General features: G+C 37.2%; 13 protein-coding genes. 6 read left to right on the top strand and 7 right to left on the bottom strand.

The window, feature by feature from the left end; genetic code table 11:
* Positions 1–367: 367 nt before the first annotated feature.
* Positions 368–4,804 (top strand): hypothetical protein, encoded by a 4,437-nt coding sequence (locus H5160_RS03855; RefSeq protein ID WP_182736798.1) that lies wholly within the window; start codon positions 368–370, stop codon positions 4,802–4,804.
* A gap of 843 nt (positions 4,805–5,647) precedes the next feature.
* Here the strand turns inward: H5160_RS03855 and H5160_RS03850 are convergent.
* The 7 genes from H5160_RS03850 to H5160_RS03820 all read right to left on the bottom strand — a co-directional run bounded on the left by H5160_RS03850 (position 5,648) and on the right by H5160_RS03820 (position 14,611).
* Positions 5,648–6,073 (bottom strand): hypothetical protein, encoded by a 426-nt coding sequence (locus tag H5160_RS03850; RefSeq protein ID WP_182736796.1) that lies wholly within the window; start codon positions 6,071–6,073, stop codon positions 5,648–5,650.
* A gap of 251 nt (positions 6,074–6,324) precedes the next feature.
* A complete protein-coding gene (locus H5160_RS03845; protein WP_182736794.1) occupies positions 6,325–6,705 on the bottom strand; it encodes a hypothetical protein in 381 nt (126 codons plus the stop codon).
* Between the two features lie 995 nt (positions 6,706–7,700).
* Positions 7,701–9,200, bottom strand: coding sequence for a TnsD family Tn7-like transposition protein (locus H5160_RS03840; RefSeq protein ID WP_182736792.1), 1,500 nt, complete (start codon positions 9,198–9,200; stop codon positions 7,701–7,703).
* Positions 9,125–10,114 carry a TniQ family protein gene (locus tag H5160_RS03835; protein ID WP_182736790.1) on the bottom strand — a complete coding sequence of 330 codons (990 nt, stop codon included), beginning with the start codon at positions 10,112–10,114 and terminating at the stop codon, positions 9,125–9,127. The genes H5160_RS03840 and H5160_RS03835 overlap by 76 nt, the downstream gene beginning before the upstream one ends.
* Complete coding sequence (locus H5160_RS03830; protein ID WP_182736788.1) at positions 10,107–11,525, bottom strand: AAA family ATPase; 1,419 nt, start codon at positions 11,523–11,525, stop codon at positions 10,107–10,109. Before H5160_RS03830 ends, H5160_RS03835 begins: the two co-directional genes overlap by 8 nt.
* 12 nt (positions 11,526–11,537) lie before the next feature.
* Positions 11,538–13,736 carry a DDE-type integrase/transposase/recombinase gene (locus H5160_RS03825; RefSeq protein ID WP_182736786.1) on the bottom strand — a complete coding sequence of 733 codons (2,199 nt, stop codon included), beginning with the start codon at positions 13,734–13,736 and terminating at the stop codon, positions 11,538–11,540.
* A complete protein-coding gene (locus tag H5160_RS03820) occupies positions 13,733–14,611 on the bottom strand; it encodes a TnsA endonuclease N-terminal domain-containing protein (RefSeq protein WP_182736784.1) in 879 nt (292 codons plus the stop codon). Before H5160_RS03820 ends, H5160_RS03825 begins: the two co-directional genes overlap by 4 nt.
* A 434-nt stretch (positions 14,612–15,045) precedes the next feature.
* On the opposite strand from H5160_RS03820, the gene H5160_RS03815 reads away from it, so the two are divergent.
* From H5160_RS03815 to H5160_RS03795, 5 genes are all read left to right on the top strand, one after another.
* Positions 15,046–15,219 (top strand): methylation-associated defense system helix-turn-helix domain-containing protein MAD1, encoded by a 174-nt coding sequence (locus tag H5160_RS03815; RefSeq protein WP_159577776.1) that lies wholly within the window; start codon positions 15,046–15,048, stop codon positions 15,217–15,219.
* A gap of 138 nt (positions 15,220–15,357) precedes the next feature.
* Complete coding sequence (locus H5160_RS03810) at positions 15,358–17,133, top strand: AAA family ATPase (RefSeq protein WP_182736782.1); 1,776 nt, start codon at positions 15,358–15,360, stop codon at positions 17,131–17,133.
* Positions 17,130–19,022: an ATP-dependent helicase gene (locus tag H5160_RS03805; protein ID WP_182736780.1), complete on the top strand. Its 1,893-nt coding sequence runs from the start codon at positions 17,130–17,132 to the stop codon at positions 19,020–19,022. Before H5160_RS03810 ends, H5160_RS03805 begins: the two co-directional genes overlap by 4 nt.
* Positions 19,023–19,065: 43 nt before the next feature.
* Positions 19,066–20,502, top strand: a complete 1,437-nt coding sequence (locus H5160_RS03800; protein WP_182736778.1) for a DUF262 domain-containing protein — start codon at positions 19,066–19,068, stop codon at positions 20,500–20,502.
* Positions 20,495–22,522 (top strand): DUF262 domain-containing protein, encoded by a 2,028-nt coding sequence (locus tag H5160_RS03795; protein ID WP_182736777.1) that lies wholly within the window; start codon positions 20,495–20,497, stop codon positions 22,520–22,522. Before H5160_RS03800 ends, H5160_RS03795 begins: the two co-directional genes overlap by 8 nt.
* The last annotated feature ends 91 nt before the right edge of the window (positions 22,523–22,613 follow it).

The following is a 22,613-nucleotide window of genomic DNA, read 5'->3' as shown; positions in this document are numbered from 1 at the left end:
TCTAATTTTATTGCTGCAGAATACGATGCGCGTTTTAATTTCGTCATTTTTTCACCCAAATTTGTATGCTTATCAGCATAACATTTCTTTCTTAATGGGTGGCTAAAATCACTGTACCACTACAAGCCAACAAGCAAAAACGACTGGTAAACCATTAATCATCATTTTAGATGGATTAGATCATGTATGGAGAGAAAGGAGTGATATTTCTCAATTAAATCATCTAGTAAATAAACTTTTACCTACGCCTGAAAATGCGTGTTTAATTTTAGGTACTCAGCCAATTAATGAATCTCAACTTCCCATCAAAATTTCAACACTTATTGATAGAGACTCTAATTGGCACTCATTGCCACCAATGGGTTTAATGGCTATTAATTCTTGGCTTGTTGAACAGCGGGACTCAGGACAAGTAACTTTACCTAATTATAATAAATCTCAAAACGAAACTGCTTTAGCTGAAATCACACAGGCACTAAAAAACGTGAGTGATGGCTATCCTCTTCATATGCTTTATTCAATGAAGAATTTGATTCGCTCTGGTCAAGTAATTACTGAACATACGATAGAGCAATTACCTAGATGCCCAGACGGAAACATTCATCAATATTATAAAAATTTATGGGTGCAACTATCTCCTACAGCTAAAGAAGTACTATACCTTTTGAGTTGTGTTGATTTTCCTTGGCCTAATTCGCATAGTCTTGGTACCTGTTTCAATAATAGTAGTGACTTTTTAACTGCTTATGAAAGCATTGAACACCTTTTAGATAGTAAAAGAAGCGGTATTTACTCATTTCATAGCAGTATCAATGTATTTCTAATGAATAGAAGTGAGTACCAAGAAGCTTCAAATAGATTGTTGCCAAGGGTTAAAAACTGGTTAAGTAAAGAGGCCCCTGAATATTGGGTATGGGGGTGGTTATGGATAATCGAAGCTAAGCTAGGCGATTTCTCTAATCTAATGTCAGGTATATCTAGAGCTTGGCTAAAAGAGTCATTTAGTAAAGGTTATTTAAGTGAGCACATTGAGCATATTTTGGATTATGCCGAAAAGGTGGCACTGGAAAATGATTTATTTGCAAAGTTAGTTGACCTTAGATTAATAAAAATACGACTTTTAAATGGGGTTGAGTTTCAATTATATGAAAATTACTCCACATTTTTGAATTGTATTTTCGAATATACCCCTGATAGTTATGCATTGCTATGGCGCGCTGATCACTTACGACAACTAAAAGATCCTAAAGAAATTGTCGTTGTTACGTCTTCATTGCAAAACAGTGATGATTTAATTGTTGAGGAAGCCATTAATGAGCTAATTAGAAGGCTAATGTTCTATAGCGGAATAAAAGGCAGTCGATATGGAAATAAGTTTCATGAATTAGTAAATGCCGTTATTGATATTCTTATTAACGTTATTGAACCTAATATGCTCCGAATAACAGGATTTATTAAAAGGATAAAACCAATTGAAGCACCATTTCGATATATGGTAGACAGTTTAATCTCTAAAGGAAAAGGTTATTGTTTATTTGAACTATCAAAAGAAGCAATCCCTGAATCCTGTATAAAAATTGTTACCGACGCCCTTGTACGCGCCTCAAGCACTGAAGAAATAGAATTAGACGAGCATCACCCCCTGTCTAAGATGACAAGGGCATTTACTCTTGGGCGATTGTATTACTACCTTAATCACCAATTAATAGACAAAACTAAAGTATCTAAAGAAGATATTGAACCAATTACATTAGAAAGTATTTCAGAATATTACTTACATGATTTCTTTTTTAAGAACTTGCTAAATTACTTGGTTGAACCATCTGAAGTAGTACTACCGTTATCAATTGAAATTTCTGATAAGGAGCAACACTTTCAGCAAGCTTTACTAGCATTTAAATATATGGCGATAAGTTTAGGTAATAGTATTAATAGAAAGAAAAAATTTTCACCACTTTCAATTTATCATTTACTTGAAACTACTTTACCTAAACTCGAAGAATACAAATTTTTCGATGTAACAGGTTCAATTATCAGGTCGTTACCATTGATATCAACAGATCTTTACTTATTGCTAAAGAATATTGATTTAGTGTGCCCATTTAATGAAAATATATTTTTAGAAGTAAAAAAATGCAGTTGGTGGAACGGCCATTTATTTTTAAAGAAATCAGCCAAGTTAATTGATGTAGGAGTAATTAGGGAGTTTTCTAAAAATCATTTTAATGAAGCTATTTCTCATTTAGCAAATAGGAAAGATAATACTGCTGAACTATGCAGAGATGCTATAGAAGAAGCTGCGATAGCTTTGGAATTTGACCTTAAAGATCAAGTAATGGAACTTGTTAATCAAACAGCACAACATACCCTCGGTTATGGGCACCGCAAAGATACAACTTTAAGTGAGTTATACGATGCCATAGAGTCGTGCGGCAAAAGTGGTATTGGTGATGTTAAAGGCTGGCTTGAACGATTGACTCCATTTACTAATGAGATATTTGAATTTACTGAGCGTGAAATACGGCATATTCCTTCATGGAGGATTAATTTAATATCTCAACATTATCCTGAAAGACTTGTTGATGAATTTACATATCATCTTTCGAAACAAAACTGGTTTGTACTAGATGATATTATGCCTGCTTATTTTAAAATTACTGATTTTAACGATGAAATTGATTTAGCTTTAATAAGGTGTTCATCAAAGATAGAGAGTCTTGATGTTTTAGAAAGAAGGTCCAAAGTTGCTACTAATATAAGAGAAGCACTTAGTGAACAAATTAAATTTCTTGGCTCAAAGCCTCCATCTCCTAGAAAACGTGAATATAGTGATGCAGATAAAGATAAAAATTTATTAATATTTCCTGAGAATTACCCTCCTGAAAAATTAATATCATTCGCTAAAGCTGTTGATAAATTATCATATAAAGACCACTTCCACTGTTATCAAATGTGGGTTAAATGTTGGCAACAGCAAGGTAAAGGTCTTGAAGTAATACAGAAGTTTAATGACATAATTGAGAGTAATAACAAATTACCTTACAGTTTAGACAAAGGGCTTGAGTTGATTTTTGATTTAAGTAAAAAACTACAAGGAAAGGCTAAATCGTATAAGTGGGCTGTAAGATGTTTACAGTTAAATAATTGTTGGATTCGCTATATGGGGGGGAGTAGAACTGAGTCAATGATTAATAAGTTTGCAAAAATATATTCCAATAGATGGTCAGATCTACTAAAAGACTCACTTCAAGGTGAAAACTTAAAAATCCGCGGTAATGAATCGGTTGTTGTACCGACAGAACGCTTAGTTCAATACCTAATTGCAGCCGGAGAATATGATAAAGCTGTTGAAGTTACTGAAGTCATGGTCTCCAGTATAGAGCAAGAAACAATTCACCTTGCGCTTGAACCTTGTTATTGGACAGAAGAGCCTGTTAAGTTCGATGCTATAGCATATAATTTATTGCTTCAAAATTTCTTCCTTCCTGATAGGGTTATGAGATTGAAGACTGCTAAAGAAATAGCCAATACTCTTACATTTAAAAATGCCGAACACTATAAAAAACTATATTTAAAATATTTGAGTGAGCTACCTTTTGAAACTGAAATTTCAGACTTTTTATCTATTTTGCTATTAGTAGATACTGAAATATTCAAATTTGCTGACTTACAAAGGAATATAAATCACCCCTCATTAACTTCTAACTATATTCTCCAGAAATTAACAGGTAGAACTAGTCGTTTATCCAGTAGTTATTACGAAACTATAGAGAATATAGATAATTATAAAATCCCAGAAAAATTTATAAAGGCCAAGTATAGTTCTTCACCTATGTTTTATAACAATATGGAACGATTAGAGGAAGCCACAGGATACCCATTCACAAAGCATATCTCTCATGAATGGGAAACCATATCAAAAAGGTGTGCAGTCCCATTTTTTAAAGCTCACAATTACTGTGGAGATCAATTTTCTAATGCCGAACCTATACTAGGAAGCTTTTCATCACAAACTGAGTCTGTAGTACTTTCTGCATATGTTAGAACTTTACTATTTGCTAAAGTTAATTTCCCTGATTTCCAGAAATACATTGAGCGCTTTAATCTCGAAGTTATACCATTGGGTAAGGAGTACTCAAAATTGCTTCATTCCCTCCCACCTGAGGGTTGGCCAAAGCTAGAGGAACTTAACAGAAGTTCAGGATTACCAACACAAGATGATTTAAGAAAAATACTTAAGGAGCTAAGTCATAGTTCAAAAATAATATTACAAGCAAGTGCCCCAGTTAGTAGAGATTATTTAAACGTATCTATTGATTTAGAGGTTCTCTGTGTTGAAATACCTAATAATATTACTTTAACCGCTCAAGAAATTATTGAAGGAAAAACAATAAACATTGACTCTGAAATTGAATGTAATTATTTAGCAGAGCAACTATTTCCGGAAGGATTAAACCGCTGGGAAATAGATTACTTTTTAAGAGGGGTGTTTAATCCTCGTTTCTTAATTGGCGCAGGCGACCCTGCTATGGAGTACAAGGAAAGTAGTATTAATTATTTAGAAGGTGATATTTGTAATTCTTCATTTATATACTGGCTACATGAATGGTATCCAGCTTATAAACCTGAACTAGGTTCTTGTTTGGGCACTGCATTATTAGCGTCAGAAAAAGTAACTGATGTTTTAAAAACAGGAAGCAATGACGATTTATATTTAGTAGGTAAATTTACAATAATTGATAAAAGTAGGAACTATAGTAGTAATGCCAAAATAAGCAGTATTTATGAAATGTTAAAAATATAATCGAAATATCATTCGAGATGGCATTTCTAAATAAAAGAGCGAACCATTTGGAGTGCCCCAAAATAGTTGTAAACTCCAATTTTTGGTTCGCTTTTTTCTTATTTATGTGTTCACATTTTTAATTGTAGCGTTCACAAACTTAATTGTTGATCGCCAACTAAGTTTTTATACAAAAAAGGTGAGCCACTGGAGCTCACCTTTTTCAATAATTATAGATTGGGAATAGCGATTGGATTCCCAATCTATAATGAAATTCCCAATCTATAATTTCATTCCCAAACTATAATAACTCTGATCACATCTCTGCTGTAGATCATGAATAGAGTTTGCAACTAGCAGGTCTTGTAACTCAATTACTTAGGTTGGACGTTTTTTAAATAAAGTTTGCAACTCCCTACTCAATCTAACAAGTCTCGGTGTGTACGATTTAAAATAAAGTTTGCAACCAGATTAATTCATTTCTAATCGGGCAATATTTAGAAATGTTTACTAACTCTACCAAACACACCGAGCGTCGTAGGAGGTCTGTATGCTCATCCAAAACTTGAGGGGGGAACAAAACGCTTTCGACAACTGATAAAGAAAGCGGTCCACCAACATAAAAAGTAACTAAGTTATGTATTTGGAGTTTGGGAATAGACAACTAACCTTGCGTATTATTTGAATAAGTCTTAACTTTATCTGTCAGGTTTTATTGTTAGGGCTTAATCAAATCTGACAGTCGCATAAGTGCCATGAGCAGTCATTGGTAACGCTCAAATAAGGGAAGATATAGTTTGTTAAAATAAGCAATGAAGGAGCAAAAACAACTGCTTTTTGTTCTGTTAATTGACTTGTTATGTGTTACCACCAGTAAAACGCTTTAGCGGCGTGCTCTATTAGTGTGTAAATACAAAATATAGTGCCGAATATGAGTGGCAAGTTTGACTTGATGGCTCTTCCACTAAATCCATTCCATATGTCGTAGGAGTGGATCTCTTCCATTATTTCTTCGTTGTTCTCTTTATTTTTGTATTTATCCTTTAATCTATCTAGCGTTGACTTTAACTTAGAGTCAGGTGCGTTTCTTTCCTTTAACATCAAGTAAAGGAAAGTAGTGAGAACAACTGCCATTATAAAGAGGTTATACATTGGTGGTATCTTTTGAGCTGATAGTGTGCCTAAGCAAAACCCAACTACTAATACGACAAAATCAGTGAGTTCGCTAAACCTTCCATTTACATATTCTGAGTAAGCTTCAAACAAACTCTTTCTTTCATAATTAGTCAATTTTCACCTCTTGGTTTTAACTTGATCAGATAAAAACACATAACTTTTAAATAAGGGGCGCAGGCACGTAGGGCACAATGGCGAAGCCGCCCTGCGTGTATGCGTCCAGAAGCGTTGGCTCCCATCCCGAAGTAAACATTTTTTCACCAAAGCACCTAACGCTTACATAAGCGGAAAATTATAGTTGGCTATAATGTTTGAGGAACGAAAAACAGCCAACTGTAATTTTTCCGTTTAATGTTCTTGTTATATTACAACTTACGCCGATGTTTAAAATACTTAAATAGTTCGTAGCACAAAATAATTAGGTAACCACCTAAACAAATTTGACCAATTAAAACCATACCAGGACGACCACAAGCACCAGCTGGACCAATAATTCCGTAACTATCAAGATTGAATAAAATAAAAGGGAAATAACCAAAACCTAAGACTAAAAGTGCAGGAACCCATAATCTAGACCTCTGATGAGACAACCTAATTAGCAGTGAAATAACCGCAACTAAAAGGGAAAATAGAACTAATAAATCAAATAGATTATTGTGCTCCTCAATCAATCCTTTAGGCGGAAACATACAAGCTTGAGTAGTGAAAGATAAGACAGACAACGATAGAAAACTAAGAAACTTCACCACAACTCCTTTTGTAATATAACAATTTAATAGTGTGCTCATCGCGCATATTTCTGCCGACTTCACGCTCATTTATCTACATTATATGTTTTAACAAATAACCTAAAGCATTACTATTATTAAGTTTTCTAAATTTTTAGGTAGAGTTAAATAAACTAATATGCGCTAACGATACAGTTTAACCAATCAATTCACGACGATATTTGGACAATCTCAATGTCTGGTTATCGCTCAAAGTCGCCTGTCAGGCTAAGTCTAAACCCGTTCTTTTAAACTGTAAGATCGGATATGAGCTACTACATATTATTGATTCCGTCAACATATATTCAGTTTCTGCACTCCTTCGAACTTCTATTTGAATCAGGCCTGCTAATGAATGACTAATCAAAGCCGCCCTCAAAAAGTAAGTCATCAATAATGTCCATAGACATATAGTTTTCTCTCAGATCAAATCTCATTAAGGCTTCACCCTGAGCGCAAACAAGTCTTCATTATAGTATTTAACCAAATTAAGGCTTCATCCTGATCGCAAACAAGGCTTCATTACAGTACTTAACCGGATTAAGGCTTCATCCTGATCGCAAACAAGGCTTCATTACAGTACTTAACCGGATTAAGGCTTCATCCTGATCGCAAATAAGGCTTCATTACAGTATTTAACCAAATTAAGGCTTCACTCTAATCGTAAACAAGGCTTCATTGCAGTACTTAACTGAATTAAGGCTTCACCCTGATCGCGAACAAGGCTTCATTACAGTACTTAACCGGATTAGGCTTCATCCTGATCGCAAACAAGGCTTCATTACAGTATTTAACCAAATTAAGGCTTCACTCTAATCGTAAACAAGGCTTCATTGCAGTACTTAACTGAATTAAGGCTTCACCCTGATCGCGAACAAGGCTTCATTATAGTATTTAACCAAATTAAGGCTTCATCCTGATCGCAAACAAGGCTTCATTACAGTATTTAACCAAATTAAGGCTTCAGCCTAACATCATCTACGTCTATTTCTTGGTATTGCAGACGGTAAAGTTTCATACAGCCATTCCTTATCATGTTTAAAAAGCCACGTGTAAGAACTTCTACATAATGCTTGAATCTCTCCACGAGTAGGCGCTTTTGTTCTATCCAAACATTCATGTAATATTGAGCGATGCGTGTTGCGTTGCTTTTTAAATCGAAGCTGGATACGTAATTTTTTAATATTAGGAAACTGAGTCAATAACTGTTCAACTGCACTTTGCGAGCATTCCATCTCTTTGGCAATTGAAGTAGTAAGTTCACCAGCTTTTAGCCTAGAAAGAATTTGCTTACGCTCTGTCGCAAATAGGAAATGTGCTCTACGCTGTATTAGTATGTTATTTTGTATAGCTACAGATTTAGCATACCCCACACTAACGTTTGCTCGCTTAGCAGCTTGGCGCATACTCATGCCATTTCTTAGCTGCTTTAAAAGTAAATCTGTTTTTTCTGGATTAACACGTTCAAACACATCATTAATTACATGATCTGGCCTCACGTTTAATTGATTCGGATTAGAACAACACTTCAAAAATTCTGACAAACTGCCAAATAAATGCTGTATCACGAGTAGGTGTTTTAATGAGTGAAACTGAGCGTGAGATTGATAAATAAAGTTTGATGGGTAGCTATTGCTTTTACTCCCCCCAAAAACCGCATCAAAAAGCCCTTTAGGCAACTCATTTACCCAGTACTCCTTAAGGCTTGTTTGCCATTTTCCTTGCCTGACTGACCCATAATTACATACGAGATTATTCGCATTTAACCCATGTAAATAAACCCTTCTCAAAACATCTGAATCGATGGCCTCTAAATTTAAAGACCAAAGTGCATACGCATCTTGAGCAAGTCTTGCCTGCTTTAGGCTTGCCTGAGTTAAACCTTTGCTCTCACTTACAACCTGAGGTGGCAAAACGAGCAATTTTCTTTCACGCTTTATGTGTTCTAGCTTTATCAAATGAAATGGACAGTATTTGACCCAAGGTAATTGATGTTCTACATGCCAGTAAGCAACCCCAAAGTTTTTTATATCTTGCGCTGCGCACTTTGAACAATAGCTTAAAACTGTGGGCTCAGGTATTCGATTAGCCAACAATGAAAATTGGTTATACGAATCAACACATAACCCTTTGCTTAAGTTATCGTGAGCATTTTGAAAAATATCACTTCGTATAAAAGGCTTAAAAAATGGCAATACGCTGTGCTTTGTAATTATCTCATTAATGTCCAATCCCACAGATTGTGAAACTTGAACAATAAAGGGAGGAAATATGGATGTTAATTGCTGGCCAGTATATCCCAACCTAACCAGCAAAAAGTCATGATCCGTAGCTAAACCGCTTATTAACCCTGCTCTAGCGAGCCAACTGTAAATAGTCTCGTTGGGTAGCAGCGCACTTAAGCTGCAATTTCTAACGAAGGCCATTCTACCGCCAAAAACCGCAGCCACATCAATACAAACAATGGATGCCATCCATTTACGTTTCGTAATGCCTTTTCGAGACTTAACGTTTTGTAATTGATAACAGCTTCAGGTTCATGAAAAAAACGTTCAAAACCATGTTCAAAAAACCACGCTACAAAGTCTTGCTGAAGTCTCGCTGCCACAAATACTTGCTCTCGTATTCTCCCTCCGTTTAAATTAGAAAAGCCACTTTGAATACCTCGTTTCATTACGTGTTCAAAGTATGGTTTAGAAAGCATTCCAGGTGAATTTAATAAATCCATACTCGCTTGCTGTACCCATGTAATATGCCCATTTAAATCTACGTAACTTGCCCTATGAATAGCACCACATTTAGTACATTTATTGGTGGTTGGTGGCGTCGCCATAATTCTTATGTCAATGCTAGAAAATCCACAGTTATTACAGCTTTCACACAATTCGCAAGCATGCTTTGAACAAGTGATCATCGAAGGTAACTGATGTTCAACGTGCCAATAGGAAGTACCTACACGTTTTTCATCTTCAATGGCGCATAATGGACACCATCGCCAAGCTAAAGAAAACGACAATGTTCTGCATAATGGAGCCGATAAGGATGGTACTTGCTCAATAAATTCGCAGCGCTTCCAAAGGCCTCCTTTCCTGATCCGTTTATTAATGATCTTATCAACATCACGAAAATGCATCGAAGGTGAATAATAAGGAAACAATGAGTGTTTTCTTAACAGATATTCTCTGCTTATACTCCCCTCATACGCATTCGCAGCAATATCAATTAACGGATGATAGATTCGTTGATTGCTCAAAGAGCCATCCTCTGAAAGCATGCGTTCAAACACCAGCTTAGGGTTACTACTATCTAAAAGGGTTGCCTTACGAGACACCACTCCCGCAAAGTGCTCGCCATCAAAAGGGGTTGGCATAAATGATACTTTACTCATCGTAACCCTCCTTAATGAAATTGAGCATATCTTTAGAATCAATATCCATACACACACGAGGTATACCTAATGGGTCTGGCACTACGTCAGGTAATAACTTTTGTACTTTTTTGCGCTCAGCTTTTGCAGCTAACTTTACTTCTTCGTTTGTTAAAACATGCTCTTTTTCATCCAGTTTGTTCACATCCTCATCAAACTGTTGAATATTTCCCGCTCTTAGATTATCTAAAGCTCCAGCAATCAAAGAGAATTGATTATTATACGTCTTATGTAACCTCTCCACGTCACCCGTGCGATATGCATCGGCTTTATCGGGGTATTTATTCTTCAACATTGCAATTGACTCATGATGCAGTATCGCCAACCTCGTCATCATTGCAGGCAGACCACACGTTAAATAACAAAAAACTTGTTTGAACTGCTTATCTGGCATTTCGCTACTCTTACAAAATGATTCAGGGAACAATGCATCAAAGAGAGAGTTAAAAAACTTACTCTTTACCCCGTACAAAGAAAACTGATATTCACGGTTGGTCAAGAGTCTGCGTGTGATCGTAAAATCTGGGCTTTTAGTATCAGATAAAAACATCTCCCTACCAGATGTTGTTGATGAAAGAACAATAGGAATACCCAACTTGTTAAACAAAGCTTCAATCGTAGTGAAGGATGGCGCATTTTTACTATTTTTGTATTTCAACATGAACTGCAATTCATCAATATGAGCCAACCCCAAATGATGTGCCACAGCAATTGACTGCATTTGACTTAAATGGCGCTCTACAGAGTAATGTGATTTATCTTTCCACTGTTCATAAAAATCTGTATCAAGGGCTTCATCAACAGCGTTAAAGAAATTGAGCGCCAATCCCTTGGTTGATGGAGTCGATGGCATATCAAGCGATACCCAAACGAGCTGATCTTGCCGGAAGATTTTGTCCTCAAACTTGTTGTGTTTGATCACTTGTGGGATCACTTTCAGAACACTGCGAATTCCTTTCGTCTTACCAACACCACTATGACCATGAACAAATACGCTAGGCGCGGTTGTTCGAGAAATAAATTCCTCTTCTAATCGCTCCCCCTTTCTAGCTGCCAAGGCGATTGCCATTTGCAATTTGTTAGTTTCCGCAGAATGTGGCTTGTACTTAGAATATCCATCTAAAATAAGCCCTACAAACTTGTTATACATTCCATATAAGTATGGCGCTGGAACGTGAACCTTTTCTAAGCGCTCTAGAAATACCTGCTGATATACAGCTGGTATATCAGTTAAGTTCTTTTCAAAAGTAGGTTTGAAAGTAAGCTTTTTATTCAGCTCATCTTCGTGCGCTATTACTTCAATAGCTTCGGTAAGAGGATTTCCATTTAAGCTATCAAGCGGGTGTTTTCGATATATCGCTTCTTTTTTCATAAGATTACTCCATTAATCTCCATACAATTCGTCGTCTAAGTCATCCATGACGGCGGGCTTCATTGACTCTAAGTCGGTTCCAGTACCAAATGTATTATCCAACTGTTGATTCGCTTGAGCTCTTAGCACAAGCTTCTGAATTTGTTGACGAGCTTTAATGCCTGGTTGGATAGATTTACGTTTGTTTTTAGGTGCGAGCGAGCGCTCAGCTTCCTGCTGTAAAGTAGTTTGGTCAGTGACAGAATCCCAAAATGCACGTGTTATCAGAGCATTTTGCTTATGCTCGTGAAGCATATTTTTTTCTTGCTCCATCAAGTGCATTACCAGCTCCCAATGCTGACTTGCTAAAGGGTTTTCGTTATTGATATTTTTAAGGCGTAACTTAACGATCTGACCATCGTCGGTTTCATGTAAGAGCTCATTAATATTGTCGTACATCCTTTTGACCAATATTTTGAATGCGCCATGATGCCTAGCTCTAGCATAGCCACTACTAGAATTAAAATAAGGGTGATGGTATTCGACCCCTTCAAAACGTATACAGCTAGAATTTACCGTCGCACGCTCTTCAGGCAAAAATGCCCACCGAATTTTGGCCTCACTTACTTCAGGGTTTAACCGACCTACCTTTTTCATGTCTTCCAAGCTATTCAAAAAAATTGCTTTGGGCGTAAAGTCTGCACCATTTTCAAGGCCCTTGAAGTTAAGTCGCTTGAGACGATCTGCTGAATTGTTGTGGTAGCAGATTTCTGCGATTAACACTTGCATCAATGAGTCATAATCGTACAACGCATTATTAGATGCATGGCTATCTTCACGTTTTGCTAGATCTGCTAATGCACCAGGAACAAACTTAATAACTTGATCATTAACAGTACCAAATTTGCGCTCAACCACTCCTTTAGCATCACCGCGATAAATTGCCATAAACGCAACATCTTCAATACCAATTCTCGCGTTTAAAAGAGCATCAATGAAGGTGTTCCTATACTCAGGTCCATTGTCTATTGCTAATTCAATTGGCACATGTTTAGCTGGCCAATCATTTTCATCGAGAAGAACGCCAAAACGTTTAGCAAATTCAACTTTATCTAAACATGCATTTGCCAAAGCCTGAGATACTCCTTGCCAATTGGGGCCATCAAACCCCAAATACATCCCAACAATCATTGTTGAATAAACATCGACTACGAGATATAAAACAGGACGCCCCATTGAATAGCGCTTACTTGTATCAAAAGGGTAACGCACGTAACAATCAAGAATGGTTGCATCGACTTCATAGCGCTGTGTGGCGCCAAGTACACCATCAAAAGACTTGCCTTGTCTATCCTCGAAGTCTTTGGCGAAGTTAACATCTCCATGTTTCAAACGAAGAAGTGATGCTTTATCAATAATTTTTTTAAAGTGATAGCGAAACATGCCATCACTGATTCGATCTTCCTCAGGAAATGGGTGAAAGATATGTTGGGTACCTAGTGTCGTCTCTCTTTCGATTACATAGCGTTCAAATGTCCTGTGATATAGCCGATAAGCAAACGCAATAGAAAAGTTAACGTGATTAGATTTGATAAAAGCAGCAGTTTTTTTAATGTTTAATTTATCAACATCATTTACACATCGTGCGTTTGAACGAACTTTCACTTTACCGTTCTTACCGTTTGGACCACGCTTAATCTGGGAGTCACTCAAGTCTTTAACATGACGGTAGTTTGAGCCACATTTCGTTAAGCCAAATGGCAACAATGAGTTTTTGGTACAACCAAAAATGATGTATCGATTAATCGCAGAATGAAATGATGCTTTCCCTTTCCACTTAGCCTTTCCGAGAAGTGGCTTTATCTCAGCCGCTAGCCCCTTGCCATACAAGTACTGCTCAATTTTATCGGGACTAACAAGACTTTCGATTTTCTTAAATTTGTAGTCACGTTTATCAAGCCAGGCACCTTTACCCATTTCAGTAGCAATCCAGCCATCACCTCTAGTCATAACAACCGGATAGTTAAAACGCTCTACTTTTAATGAATGGCTAGTTATGTGTGCCAATACATCATCCATACGCCATGCTTCAGGTTTAGAAAGGTTTTTTTTGGGGTCAAAACCATTTAGATCATACAAAGCAGTAAACCGTCGACAACAACTAACGTGACAAACAAGAAGATCAATATTCTTTTTCTCGTTAGTCAGGCGCGTACCTCTTCTGAGCATCATAAGATAAGCTCCACTGGGCGATGGAACTGTAACGTACTACTATGCTTAAGCGGCAAAAAATGCTTGAGTACACTAAATTGAAAAAGCCGAATAACTTGCTCATCAGAGCAATTTAGCTGTTGCCTTGTATGTAACAGTAAAAACTCAAGTGGTTTCATGAAGTATCTTTGCCATACGTGGCAAAAAGTAAATACGAATGTTCTAACCAATTCATCCTCAAACTTCATAAAACCCGCAGGTTCACAGAAGCGGATGTTATTGAACTCTTCCTTGGTAGCATCCAATTCCGTAACAATTTGATACTTAACACCACGGCGTCGCCAATACTCTCGTTCAATGGCAAATTTCTGCCAAGTTCGAGCATTCTTGCGCTGTAGCACCTTTATTTCTTCGCCTTGTATCGAGCCCTCCAGCTCAGTCCCTTCCTCATCGACCACGTAAATTTGAGAAGCATATTTAAAACTATATGCCGTCGTTATTATGCGACTCGGGTTTTTTAGGTTTTGATGTTGAACCAAAAAATCTGTTGTCATCACATATGCCTCCGAGGTTTCCCAATTGCGTGGATGAATTAAATTACCCGCGACTGCAATATTTAAAGTTTCATTTAAATCGAGTGCATACTGCTCAAATACGCGCTTAGTACCTCTGGCCCAAATCAATTTTTTGTACATCCGTAATTCACCATCACTCAACAAATGAGCATGACGCTTCTGTACATTGCAAAAGATCCAATGCCTACGGCCATATTGATTAACCGCTTTTACCGTTAAATATGGCCGATAGCTCTCCGTTGTTAAACTTTGTATGTCACGCTTCCACCGGTTTAACTTTTCCATAACTTTTGGTGTAGCGGTAACCTCTTTTAATTTCATATGCATCCTGCAATTGATTCATTCGGGAATAATATCTTGCCTGTAGATCAAACTTTGATCAACCCACCTAAAAACCATAACTACATGAAAAACAACATTTTTGTGTTGCAACAGCAACCTTGAACAACATCAGAATTGTGCAAGTGAAAATTGAATTAAATCAACGCAAGTTTTTTGACTAAAAATAAGTTTTTGAATTGGAAATGGAAACAATAATTTTGTTGTGAGATATTTTGGGGCTTTAAAAATTGAAATATTTCAACGCAAGATAAACAAATATTTTTAAGGCATGATCAAAATTAAATAAATATTTTATAAAATAATTTTTAACCGCTCAAAAATACAACAAAATAACAAAATAAGATCGATTGCGATCAATTGCTAATTCCTCAATTTTCTCATACTATCAATTTGTTCACATACAGAGATTAAACATGGCCGATGATATTTTGACCATTCAAGAAGTCGCAACCTACTTAAAGCTAAATGAAAAGACGGCTTATCGTCTTGCAAGTGAAGGCAAATTACCCGGTTTTAAGGTGGGTGGAAGTTGGCGATTTAAGCGCGTAGATTTGGAAAAGTGGATTGAAGAACAAAAACAAAAATAAGGACGTTATATGATCCCTAGTTATCAAGAATTCATGCGCCCTTTTTTCGAAGTTGCTCATCAGGCTGCTCCCAAAGAAGTTAGATTAAGAAAAATAATAAGTCAGTTGGTTAATCAGGAAAATTAGCAAGGAGGTTAGATGAATATTTTAGTTGATCAAGTTCGGATTGCTGGATTTAGAGGGATTGCTAATTTAGAAATTTCTTTACCCAGAGTGGCAGTGCTTATTGGTACAAATAACTCAGGTAAAACTTCAATCATAAAAGCGCTACAACTCGCCTTGGGCGATTATTCGCGCTCTTTAACTGAGGAAGACTTTCATATTGATGGGGAAGATCATGGCAGTGAATCTATTATTGTCGATGTCAGAATTGTCGCAACAGACGAACATGGTAATAGAGTTCAAGCATTTGAAGCTGAATGGATAGAAGAGTTTGAAGACATTATTCAATCTGAAGCTGACGGCCATCAATTTGTTATTATTAGAACAAAATGTGAAAGAGACAAAGTAAAAGGCGGATTTTTAACCTCTCGATTCTGGATGGAAACATGGCCCGATTTTGAAGGTTGGGCAGATGTAAAAGTGATATCTAAACGACAAATTAGAAAACGTTACGATGCACTGCCTTTTATTTCCATTGATGCCCAGCGCGATATCCATCAAGAGTTAAGAGAGAAAACATCTTACATAGGCAAAGTACTTTCAAGTATTGAGTATGATGAGAAAGATGTTGAAGAACTTGAAAAGATGGTCGCTGACATTAATGAAAAGGCAGTTGCTAAAAGTGAACCTTTATCTGAACTTAAAACTCACCTCGACTCATTGAGTCAGTCATTTGAAGGTAATGGGCAAACAGAAATTACGCCTTTCCCCAAAAAAATTAGAGACTTGTCTAAGCGTTTTACAGTTCACTTTGGAGAACATGCAAGTAACTCTTTTTCAATGGAATACCACGGCATGGGCACACGAAGTTGGGCATCAATGCTAACGGTTAAAGCATTTACCGAGCTTTCAGCTAGAAAGCATGCGGAAGAAGTTGAACCGTTTTTTCCAATCATTGCAGCGGAAGAGCCAGAAGCGCACTTGCACCCGAATGCACAAAGAACTCTTTATCAGCAGTTAGCAGATTCTAGGGGACAGGTCCTCGTTAGCACTCATTCGCCATTTCTTGCAGCTATGGCGAACCTTCCTGACCTTCGTTCTATGGTGAAAGTTGATGGAAAAAATTGCGTTAAGCAGCTTTCCAACGCTTTTGACCCTGAGGACCTACTGATACTTCAACGCGAAGTTATGAGATTTCGCGGAGAAGTATTATTTGCAAGAGCAATTGTACTATTTGAAGGTGTCACAGAAGAACAAATTGTTCCTGCTATGTTTGAGCACTATTTCGGCTTTTCATCCTTTGTTGCTGGCGTCACATGTATCAGCGTTGCAGGTAAAAACTATGCTCCATTCATTAAGTTAGGGTGTAGTTTAGGTATACCTGTATGTGTTGTTAGTGACAATGATGGCAATACCAAGTCTTCTGTGGAATCGCAAATTGTTAATATTAAGAAAGATACTGGGTTAGAACTAAACGCCCAAGAGTTCCAAATTTACTTCTTATCCGATGGTAATGATGTTGAGGCTGAGTTAGTTAATATTCTAAAAATCAACCCTGAGTTGATTGAAGCTTTAGTTCTTTCCGAAACAAAAGGTTCAAATAACCCCAGATATGTAGAGGCGAAGCAGAAGGAGCTTTCTACTCTTGATAGTGAAGCCTTGTTGGAAAAACTTAGGGGTGCCAAAGCATCTTATGCAGGTTTTCTTGCTGATGTTATTTTTAGGAATCCACGGGAAAGAGAAAAAGGTACTCTCGTACCAGATGCTTTTAAAGCGGCATTTGAGCAAGTTAAAGGTTGGATATCAGTATGATAAGTCTTTCACCAGCACAAGCGAACATTGTCAAATCTCCAATAGGCACTCCTATACAAATACTAGCATCTGCTGGTTCAGGTAAAACAAGAGTATTGACTGAGCGAATTCGGTTTATTCTGGAAAACACCAAAAAAGATAGAGTGATTGCCCTTACTTTTACTAATAAAGCTGCTGAAGAAATGCAGGAGCGCTTAGTTGAAGTGGATGACATTGAAGATCGAACTTGGATTGCTACCGTTCATTCGGTTGCACAGAGAATACTGGAGCAATATGGGCATACCATAGGCTTACCTTCTGAGTTACACATTTACGACAGAGATAAAGACCGCATGGAAGTATTTCTTCAATCGTTAAGAGATGAAGGTGTCGATATTGACACGTATCTCAACATTGAAGATTCGAAAGAGAAGAAGAACCGCCAACAAGTCATCCAAAACTACATGGATACTTTTTCCATAATAAAAAGGGAACTGTTAAGCCAAGGCGAAGCAGATGAACGCTTTGGTGCAGAAAGTGGCGTTTGGAAAATTTATCAGGATTACCAAAATGCATTGCTTGCAAGTGGTGGTATTGATTACGATGATATCCTTATCTACGCCCATAAATTACTACTGACCCAAGAATGGATTGCTGATTTATACCGCATAAAGTATAAACATATTTGTGTGGATGAAGCACAAGACCTTAACAAAGCTCAATACGAATTTATAAATGCTTTTTGTAGTGACAAAGTTCAAAGCATCTTAATGGTGGGTGATCCTAATCAAATGATTTATGGGTTTAATGGGTCATCGGAAAAGTATCTCTTAACGCAATTTGTTGACGATTATCAGCCCACTCAATACCAACTTACAGAAAATTATCGAAGTACAAAAGCGGTAATTAATGTTGCTAATAAAATCAAACCGCTTTCGCAAACAGAACATGAAATGGCGTTAAATGGCGTGTTTCATAAGCAATCGTGTGACGATGAATATGTTGAAGCGCTATGGGTCATTAATCAAATTAATGAGTTGTTAAAGCTGGGCATACACCCAGAGATTGAAGGAAAAATATCTCTTAAGAATATGGTTGTAATAGCAAGAAACCGATTCGTATTTAAAGCTATTACTGATGAACTTGAGCAAAAGAATATACCTTACCACTTCAAAAAAGGTGAACGCCAAACAGAACCAACCTCGCTATTTGGCAAAGTGCTAGATTTTGCACTTCGTCTAAAACTAAACCCTAAAGATTGGGTTGATGGTAAAAAGCTATGTGCCATTCTCAAAGTAACCCCACCTGAAGATTGGGGTAATGAAAACTATTTGAGTGTATGGGCAAACGATGTACTAAATTCAGAAATACTGTTTTCTGATCTTCAATCAAAGCTGTTGACTCAAATCCAGAATCTAGATGCTAATGAACCAAACATTCCAAAGTTTCACAAAGAGTTAGTGGCTGAACTTAATGTATTAGCCAACGATGAATCCTTAGAAGATAAAAAACCAGAAATTGAGCGTAGCTTAGCTGAGCTAGAAGAATTTAGAAATTCTTGGACTCGCTTCAAGTCTAAGGGGCTTGGTAATTCTCTTCAAGCATTTAGAAATGCGCTTGCTTTAGGGCAATTGGCAGAAACAGCTCAGGGCGAAGGAATAACACTTAGCACAGTTCATACGATGAAAGGGCTGGAAAAGGACATTGTATTCCTAATTGGTATGGTTGAGGGCGTTTTCCCTGACTATAGAGCCAAGACAGCGCAAGAAATAGAAGAAGAGAAAAACAGCGCTTTTGTAGCGGTAACAAGAGCTAAAAGGTGGCTTTATATCACTTATCCTAAAAAAAGGACGATGCCTTGGGGTGATGTTAAATTTCAATCGCCATCTCGGTTTATAAGGGATTTATAAAAATGAATATTCTAAGCAAAGCAAGTTTTGAAACGAGAGTCTAATGAGCAAACAGATCGATAAGGAAATCATAACGGTAAAAGCACTATTGTCTTTGCCAAACTTAAGCATTCCTGCATATCAGCGCCCTTATAAATGGTCTCAAACAAACTTGGCTGATTTGCTAAGTGATTTAAAGGTATATCGAGAGAAATCGGCATACCGATTGGGGTCAGTGGTATTTCATAAACACATAGATAGCGACAAAGAAGCACTTGATATCGTTGATGGACAGCAGCGGACATTAACCTTGTTACTATTAGTAAAAGCCTTGTTAGAAGAGTGCTTCAATGGTTTAAAACGGCAAGATGTTAAAGAAACTCTGATCACACTAACTGAGCCAATTAATAGCTTTTTAGCGCGACAAACCTTTAATAGTGATATTTCGCATCGAAATTTGCATCAAAACTTTATGGCGGCAAAACGTGCTGTTGCTCGCAGTGACTTTACCGAAGCTGACATCGATTTTTTATTAAACCGCTGTGAAGTTGTGACCTTTGTTCTAGATGATGTATCAGAGGCATTTCAGTTTTTTGATTCACAAAATGCCAGAGGCCGAGATTTAGACCCTCATGATTTGTTAAAAGCGTTTCACTTGCGTGAGTTTTCACAAAGCGAAAGTCAACTTAAAGCTGACTCGGTACGACATTGGGAAAGCTTGGAAAGTGACCAGCTGGCGCGACTGTTTGCCAACTACTTGTTCCGTATTCGCAACTGGGCACAAGGTAAATCGGCACAGTATTTTAATAAATCAAAAGTAGGTTTATTTAAGGGCGTAAATCTCGATCAAGTTGGACTTTTCCCCTATGTAGAACCGCTTCGCATTGCTCACCATTTTGTTGATAACTATAACGGGCAGTATCAGCGCCATATTGATCACCAACATATGCGTTTTCCTTTCCATTTAGATCAGATGATCATAAATGGTAGACGCTTTTTTGAAATGACCAGCCATTATCAACATAAGATTAATGAGATAGTCAGCGATGAGCGAAGTGACAATTCAAAGGCTAAGAATAGTGAAGATAAAAGCCAAACTATTCGCATATTGGATCATGAATTAGAACCATTAGCTAGTAAGATTCTACATACTCTAAACACCTATCGTTCTCGAACCCGCACAGGGGATGGTTATATTCGCACTCTATTTGATTGTGCAGTGATTTTTTATCTAGATAAGTTTGGCGCACATCAGCTTTCGCAAGCGATAGAGAAGCTGTTTATTTGGGCATATAGCTGCCGATTACAAATGCAAGTCGTGGGTATAGAGCGCATGGATAAACACGCTCTGACACAAAATGTATTTGAACGTATAAAACAAGCGGTGCAGCCAAGTGATGTTTTAAATTGGCCGTTAGCCACATTAAAAGCATCTGATTGTAAGGGAACCAAGCTGAGTGAGATCACAAAGCTGTTTAAGGACATGAAGTACTATGAGTAATACGCAAGCACCATACCAGCAATACAATGATGGAACTGCAAGTAAAGCAATCACTAGCTTTAGCATTAAGGCATTACTTAGTGATACAAGCCGCTATTTAGTCCCTATGTACCAACGTAACTATGCGTGGGGTGAAGGTGAAATAAACCAGTTAATCCAAGACGTATTGGATTATCAGCAAAGTAAACCCAATCAAACTTACTATATTGGCACACTGGTAGTGTTTGAGCGTAAAGATGGCAGCTTTGAAGTAATAGATGGGCAGCAACGTTTTACCACGCTCACGTTATTAGCTTTTGCTCTTAAACGCTTATCTTCTACAAACAAAACGACGCTTGATATGGGCTGGTACAATGCACCCAATCTCAATTTTGAAAGCAGACAAAAATCATCGGATACCTTTGCAAGCCTAATTCAAGGTGTTGCACTAGAACACTTAAAAACTGACGACTATAACCTAGATGTGGTGAATGGATTCTCGTTACTTGAAAAAGGCTTATTGGCTCTGGGTGACAAGCTAGAAGGTTTTTGCAAATACCTGTTCAATAACGTAGAAATAGCGCGTGTATCAGTTCCAAAAGATACCGACTTAAATCATTATTTTGAAGTCATGAATAATCGCGGTGAACAGCTCGAAAAGCACGAAGTTGTCAAAGCTAGGTTAATGTCAGTATTAAATGAAATTACTGACCCTTATGAACGCGAACACAGTATTCTGCTACTGGGCAAAGTATGGGACGCAACAGCGAATATGGAGCGTTACGTTCAATATGGCTTTAGCCCAGAAGAAAGGCATCTTGTTTTTGGTAAAGACGATTGGGGGCAATTTACAACAAGGTGCTACGCTGATTTAGCTACAAGTATTGGCGAAGTAACCACTCAAAAGAGCGAATCCACTCAATCTATATCGCTGTCGCTTAATGAGATATTGGCAACGCCACCTCATTCATCTTCTAGCGCCGATGTAACGCTAACACCAGAGCGCTTTAATAGTGTCATTAATTTTTCTAATTTCTTACTGCATGTTTTGAGAGTGTTAACAAAGCAGGATATCGCATTAGACGATAAGCGTTTGCTAGAGCAATTTGATGCCTATTTAAAAGGCAACAGCAGTGACAATATTAGTGCGGTAAAAGACTTTGTATTCGCATTACTCAAGTGTAAATACCTCTTCGACCAGTACATCATTAAACGTGAATTTAATGATGGCAAAGATAAGTGGAGCTTGAAGAAGCTGCATTTTTATAACGCTAAAAGCCAGAGCTACATTAATACTTTTGATGACAGCGAAAAACAGGATGATGAAGATGGCTTTGAAGGGATAAACCGTCAACTTTTAATGTTGTTAAGTGCTTTGCATGTTTCCACACCGACATTGGTTTATAAGCACTGGTTAAATGGCGCGTTGTTCCATTTATTCAATATGGATGAAATTACTCCTCGCCTGTATTTACAAAAACTCGAAAACTTAGCTCGCCAATTTGTATATGGACGCTTTTTAAGCGAATCACCTTCTGATTACTACCAAATGATTTACCAAAACTCGCATTATTCAGCGTTAGATCAAAACAATCAGCAAACTATGGTGAGGCTACACTATGGTACGATTGAAAATAACTTAGTGTTTAACTATCTCGATTATTTGTTGTGGTGTGATTGTATTCAAAACAAAAAGGATGATGTCATTACACAGTTTGAATTTGCCTTCCGAAGCTCTGTTGAACACTTTTATCCTCAGCATCCACTTAATGGGCACAGAGTACTAGCCGATGCAGACCTGCATAGATTTGGTAATTTGTGTTTGATCAGTCACAGCAAAAATTCAAAGTTAAGTAACTTACAGCCAACCGCTAAGCGCGATCATTTTAAAGCCGCCATTGCAGATAAAAACATTGATACCCTAAAATTGTATGAAATGATTGAATTAATGAATACCGCTAACGAGTGGAATGAAACTCAAATAGCTGAACATGAACAATCCATGTTAGCTGTATTGGTTAACGATTCGAAAAATGACTAGACTAACTCCAATAATCTTTATAACAGATAAACTTCTTAGTTTATTGTTTTTATTATAATTATCATTTGACTTCACTAAATAACCCAAACAG

Source organism: Pseudoalteromonas sp. SG43-4, assembly GCF_014164325.1.
In the GTDB taxonomy this organism is placed as follows: domain Bacteria; phylum Pseudomonadota; class Gammaproteobacteria; order Enterobacterales; family Alteromonadaceae; genus Pseudoalteromonas; species Pseudoalteromonas distincta.
The sequence above is the reverse complement of the archived record's forward strand: the minus strand, read 5'-3'. Positions and strand labels throughout refer to the sequence as shown.

What these genes read in the sequence shown, in the direction of transcription:
- H5160_RS03810 (WP_182736782.1), top strand. Translation starts at nt 15,358, where the DNA reads ATGAATATTTTAGTTGATCAAGTTCGGATTGCTGGATTTAGAGGGATT.
- H5160_RS03835 (WP_182736790.1), bottom strand. Translation starts at nt 10,114, where the DNA reads ATGAGTAAAGTATCATTTATGCCAACCCCTTTTGATGGCGAGCACTTT.
- H5160_RS03855 (WP_182736798.1), top strand. Translation starts at nt 368, where the DNA reads ATGGCTATTAATTCTTGGCTTGTTGAACAGCGGGACTCAGGACAAGTA.
- H5160_RS03830 (WP_182736788.1), bottom strand. Translation starts at nt 11,525, where the DNA reads ATGAAAAAAGAAGCGATATATCGAAAACACCCGCTTGATAGCTTAAAT.
- H5160_RS03805 (WP_182736780.1), top strand. Translation starts at nt 17,130, where the DNA reads ATGATAAGTCTTTCACCAGCACAAGCGAACATTGTCAAATCTCCAATA.
- H5160_RS03800 (WP_182736778.1), top strand. Translation starts at nt 19,066, where the DNA reads ATGAGCAAACAGATCGATAAGGAAATCATAACGGTAAAAGCACTATTG.
- H5160_RS03820 (WP_182736784.1), bottom strand. Translation starts at nt 14,611, where the DNA reads ATGAAATTAAAAGAGGTTACCGCTACACCAAAAGTTATGGAAAAGTTA.
- H5160_RS03815 (WP_159577776.1), top strand. Translation starts at nt 15,046, where the DNA reads ATGGCCGATGATATTTTGACCATTCAAGAAGTCGCAACCTACTTAAAG.
- H5160_RS03840 (WP_182736792.1), bottom strand. Translation starts at nt 9,200, where the DNA reads ATGGCATCCATTGTTTGTATTGATGTGGCTGCGGTTTTTGGCGGTAGA.
- H5160_RS03825 (WP_182736786.1), bottom strand. Translation starts at nt 13,736, where the DNA reads ATGATGCTCAGAAGAGGTACGCGCCTGACTAACGAGAAAAAGAATATT.
- H5160_RS03795 (WP_182736777.1), top strand. Translation starts at nt 20,495, where the DNA reads ATGAGTAATACGCAAGCACCATACCAGCAATACAATGATGGAACTGCA.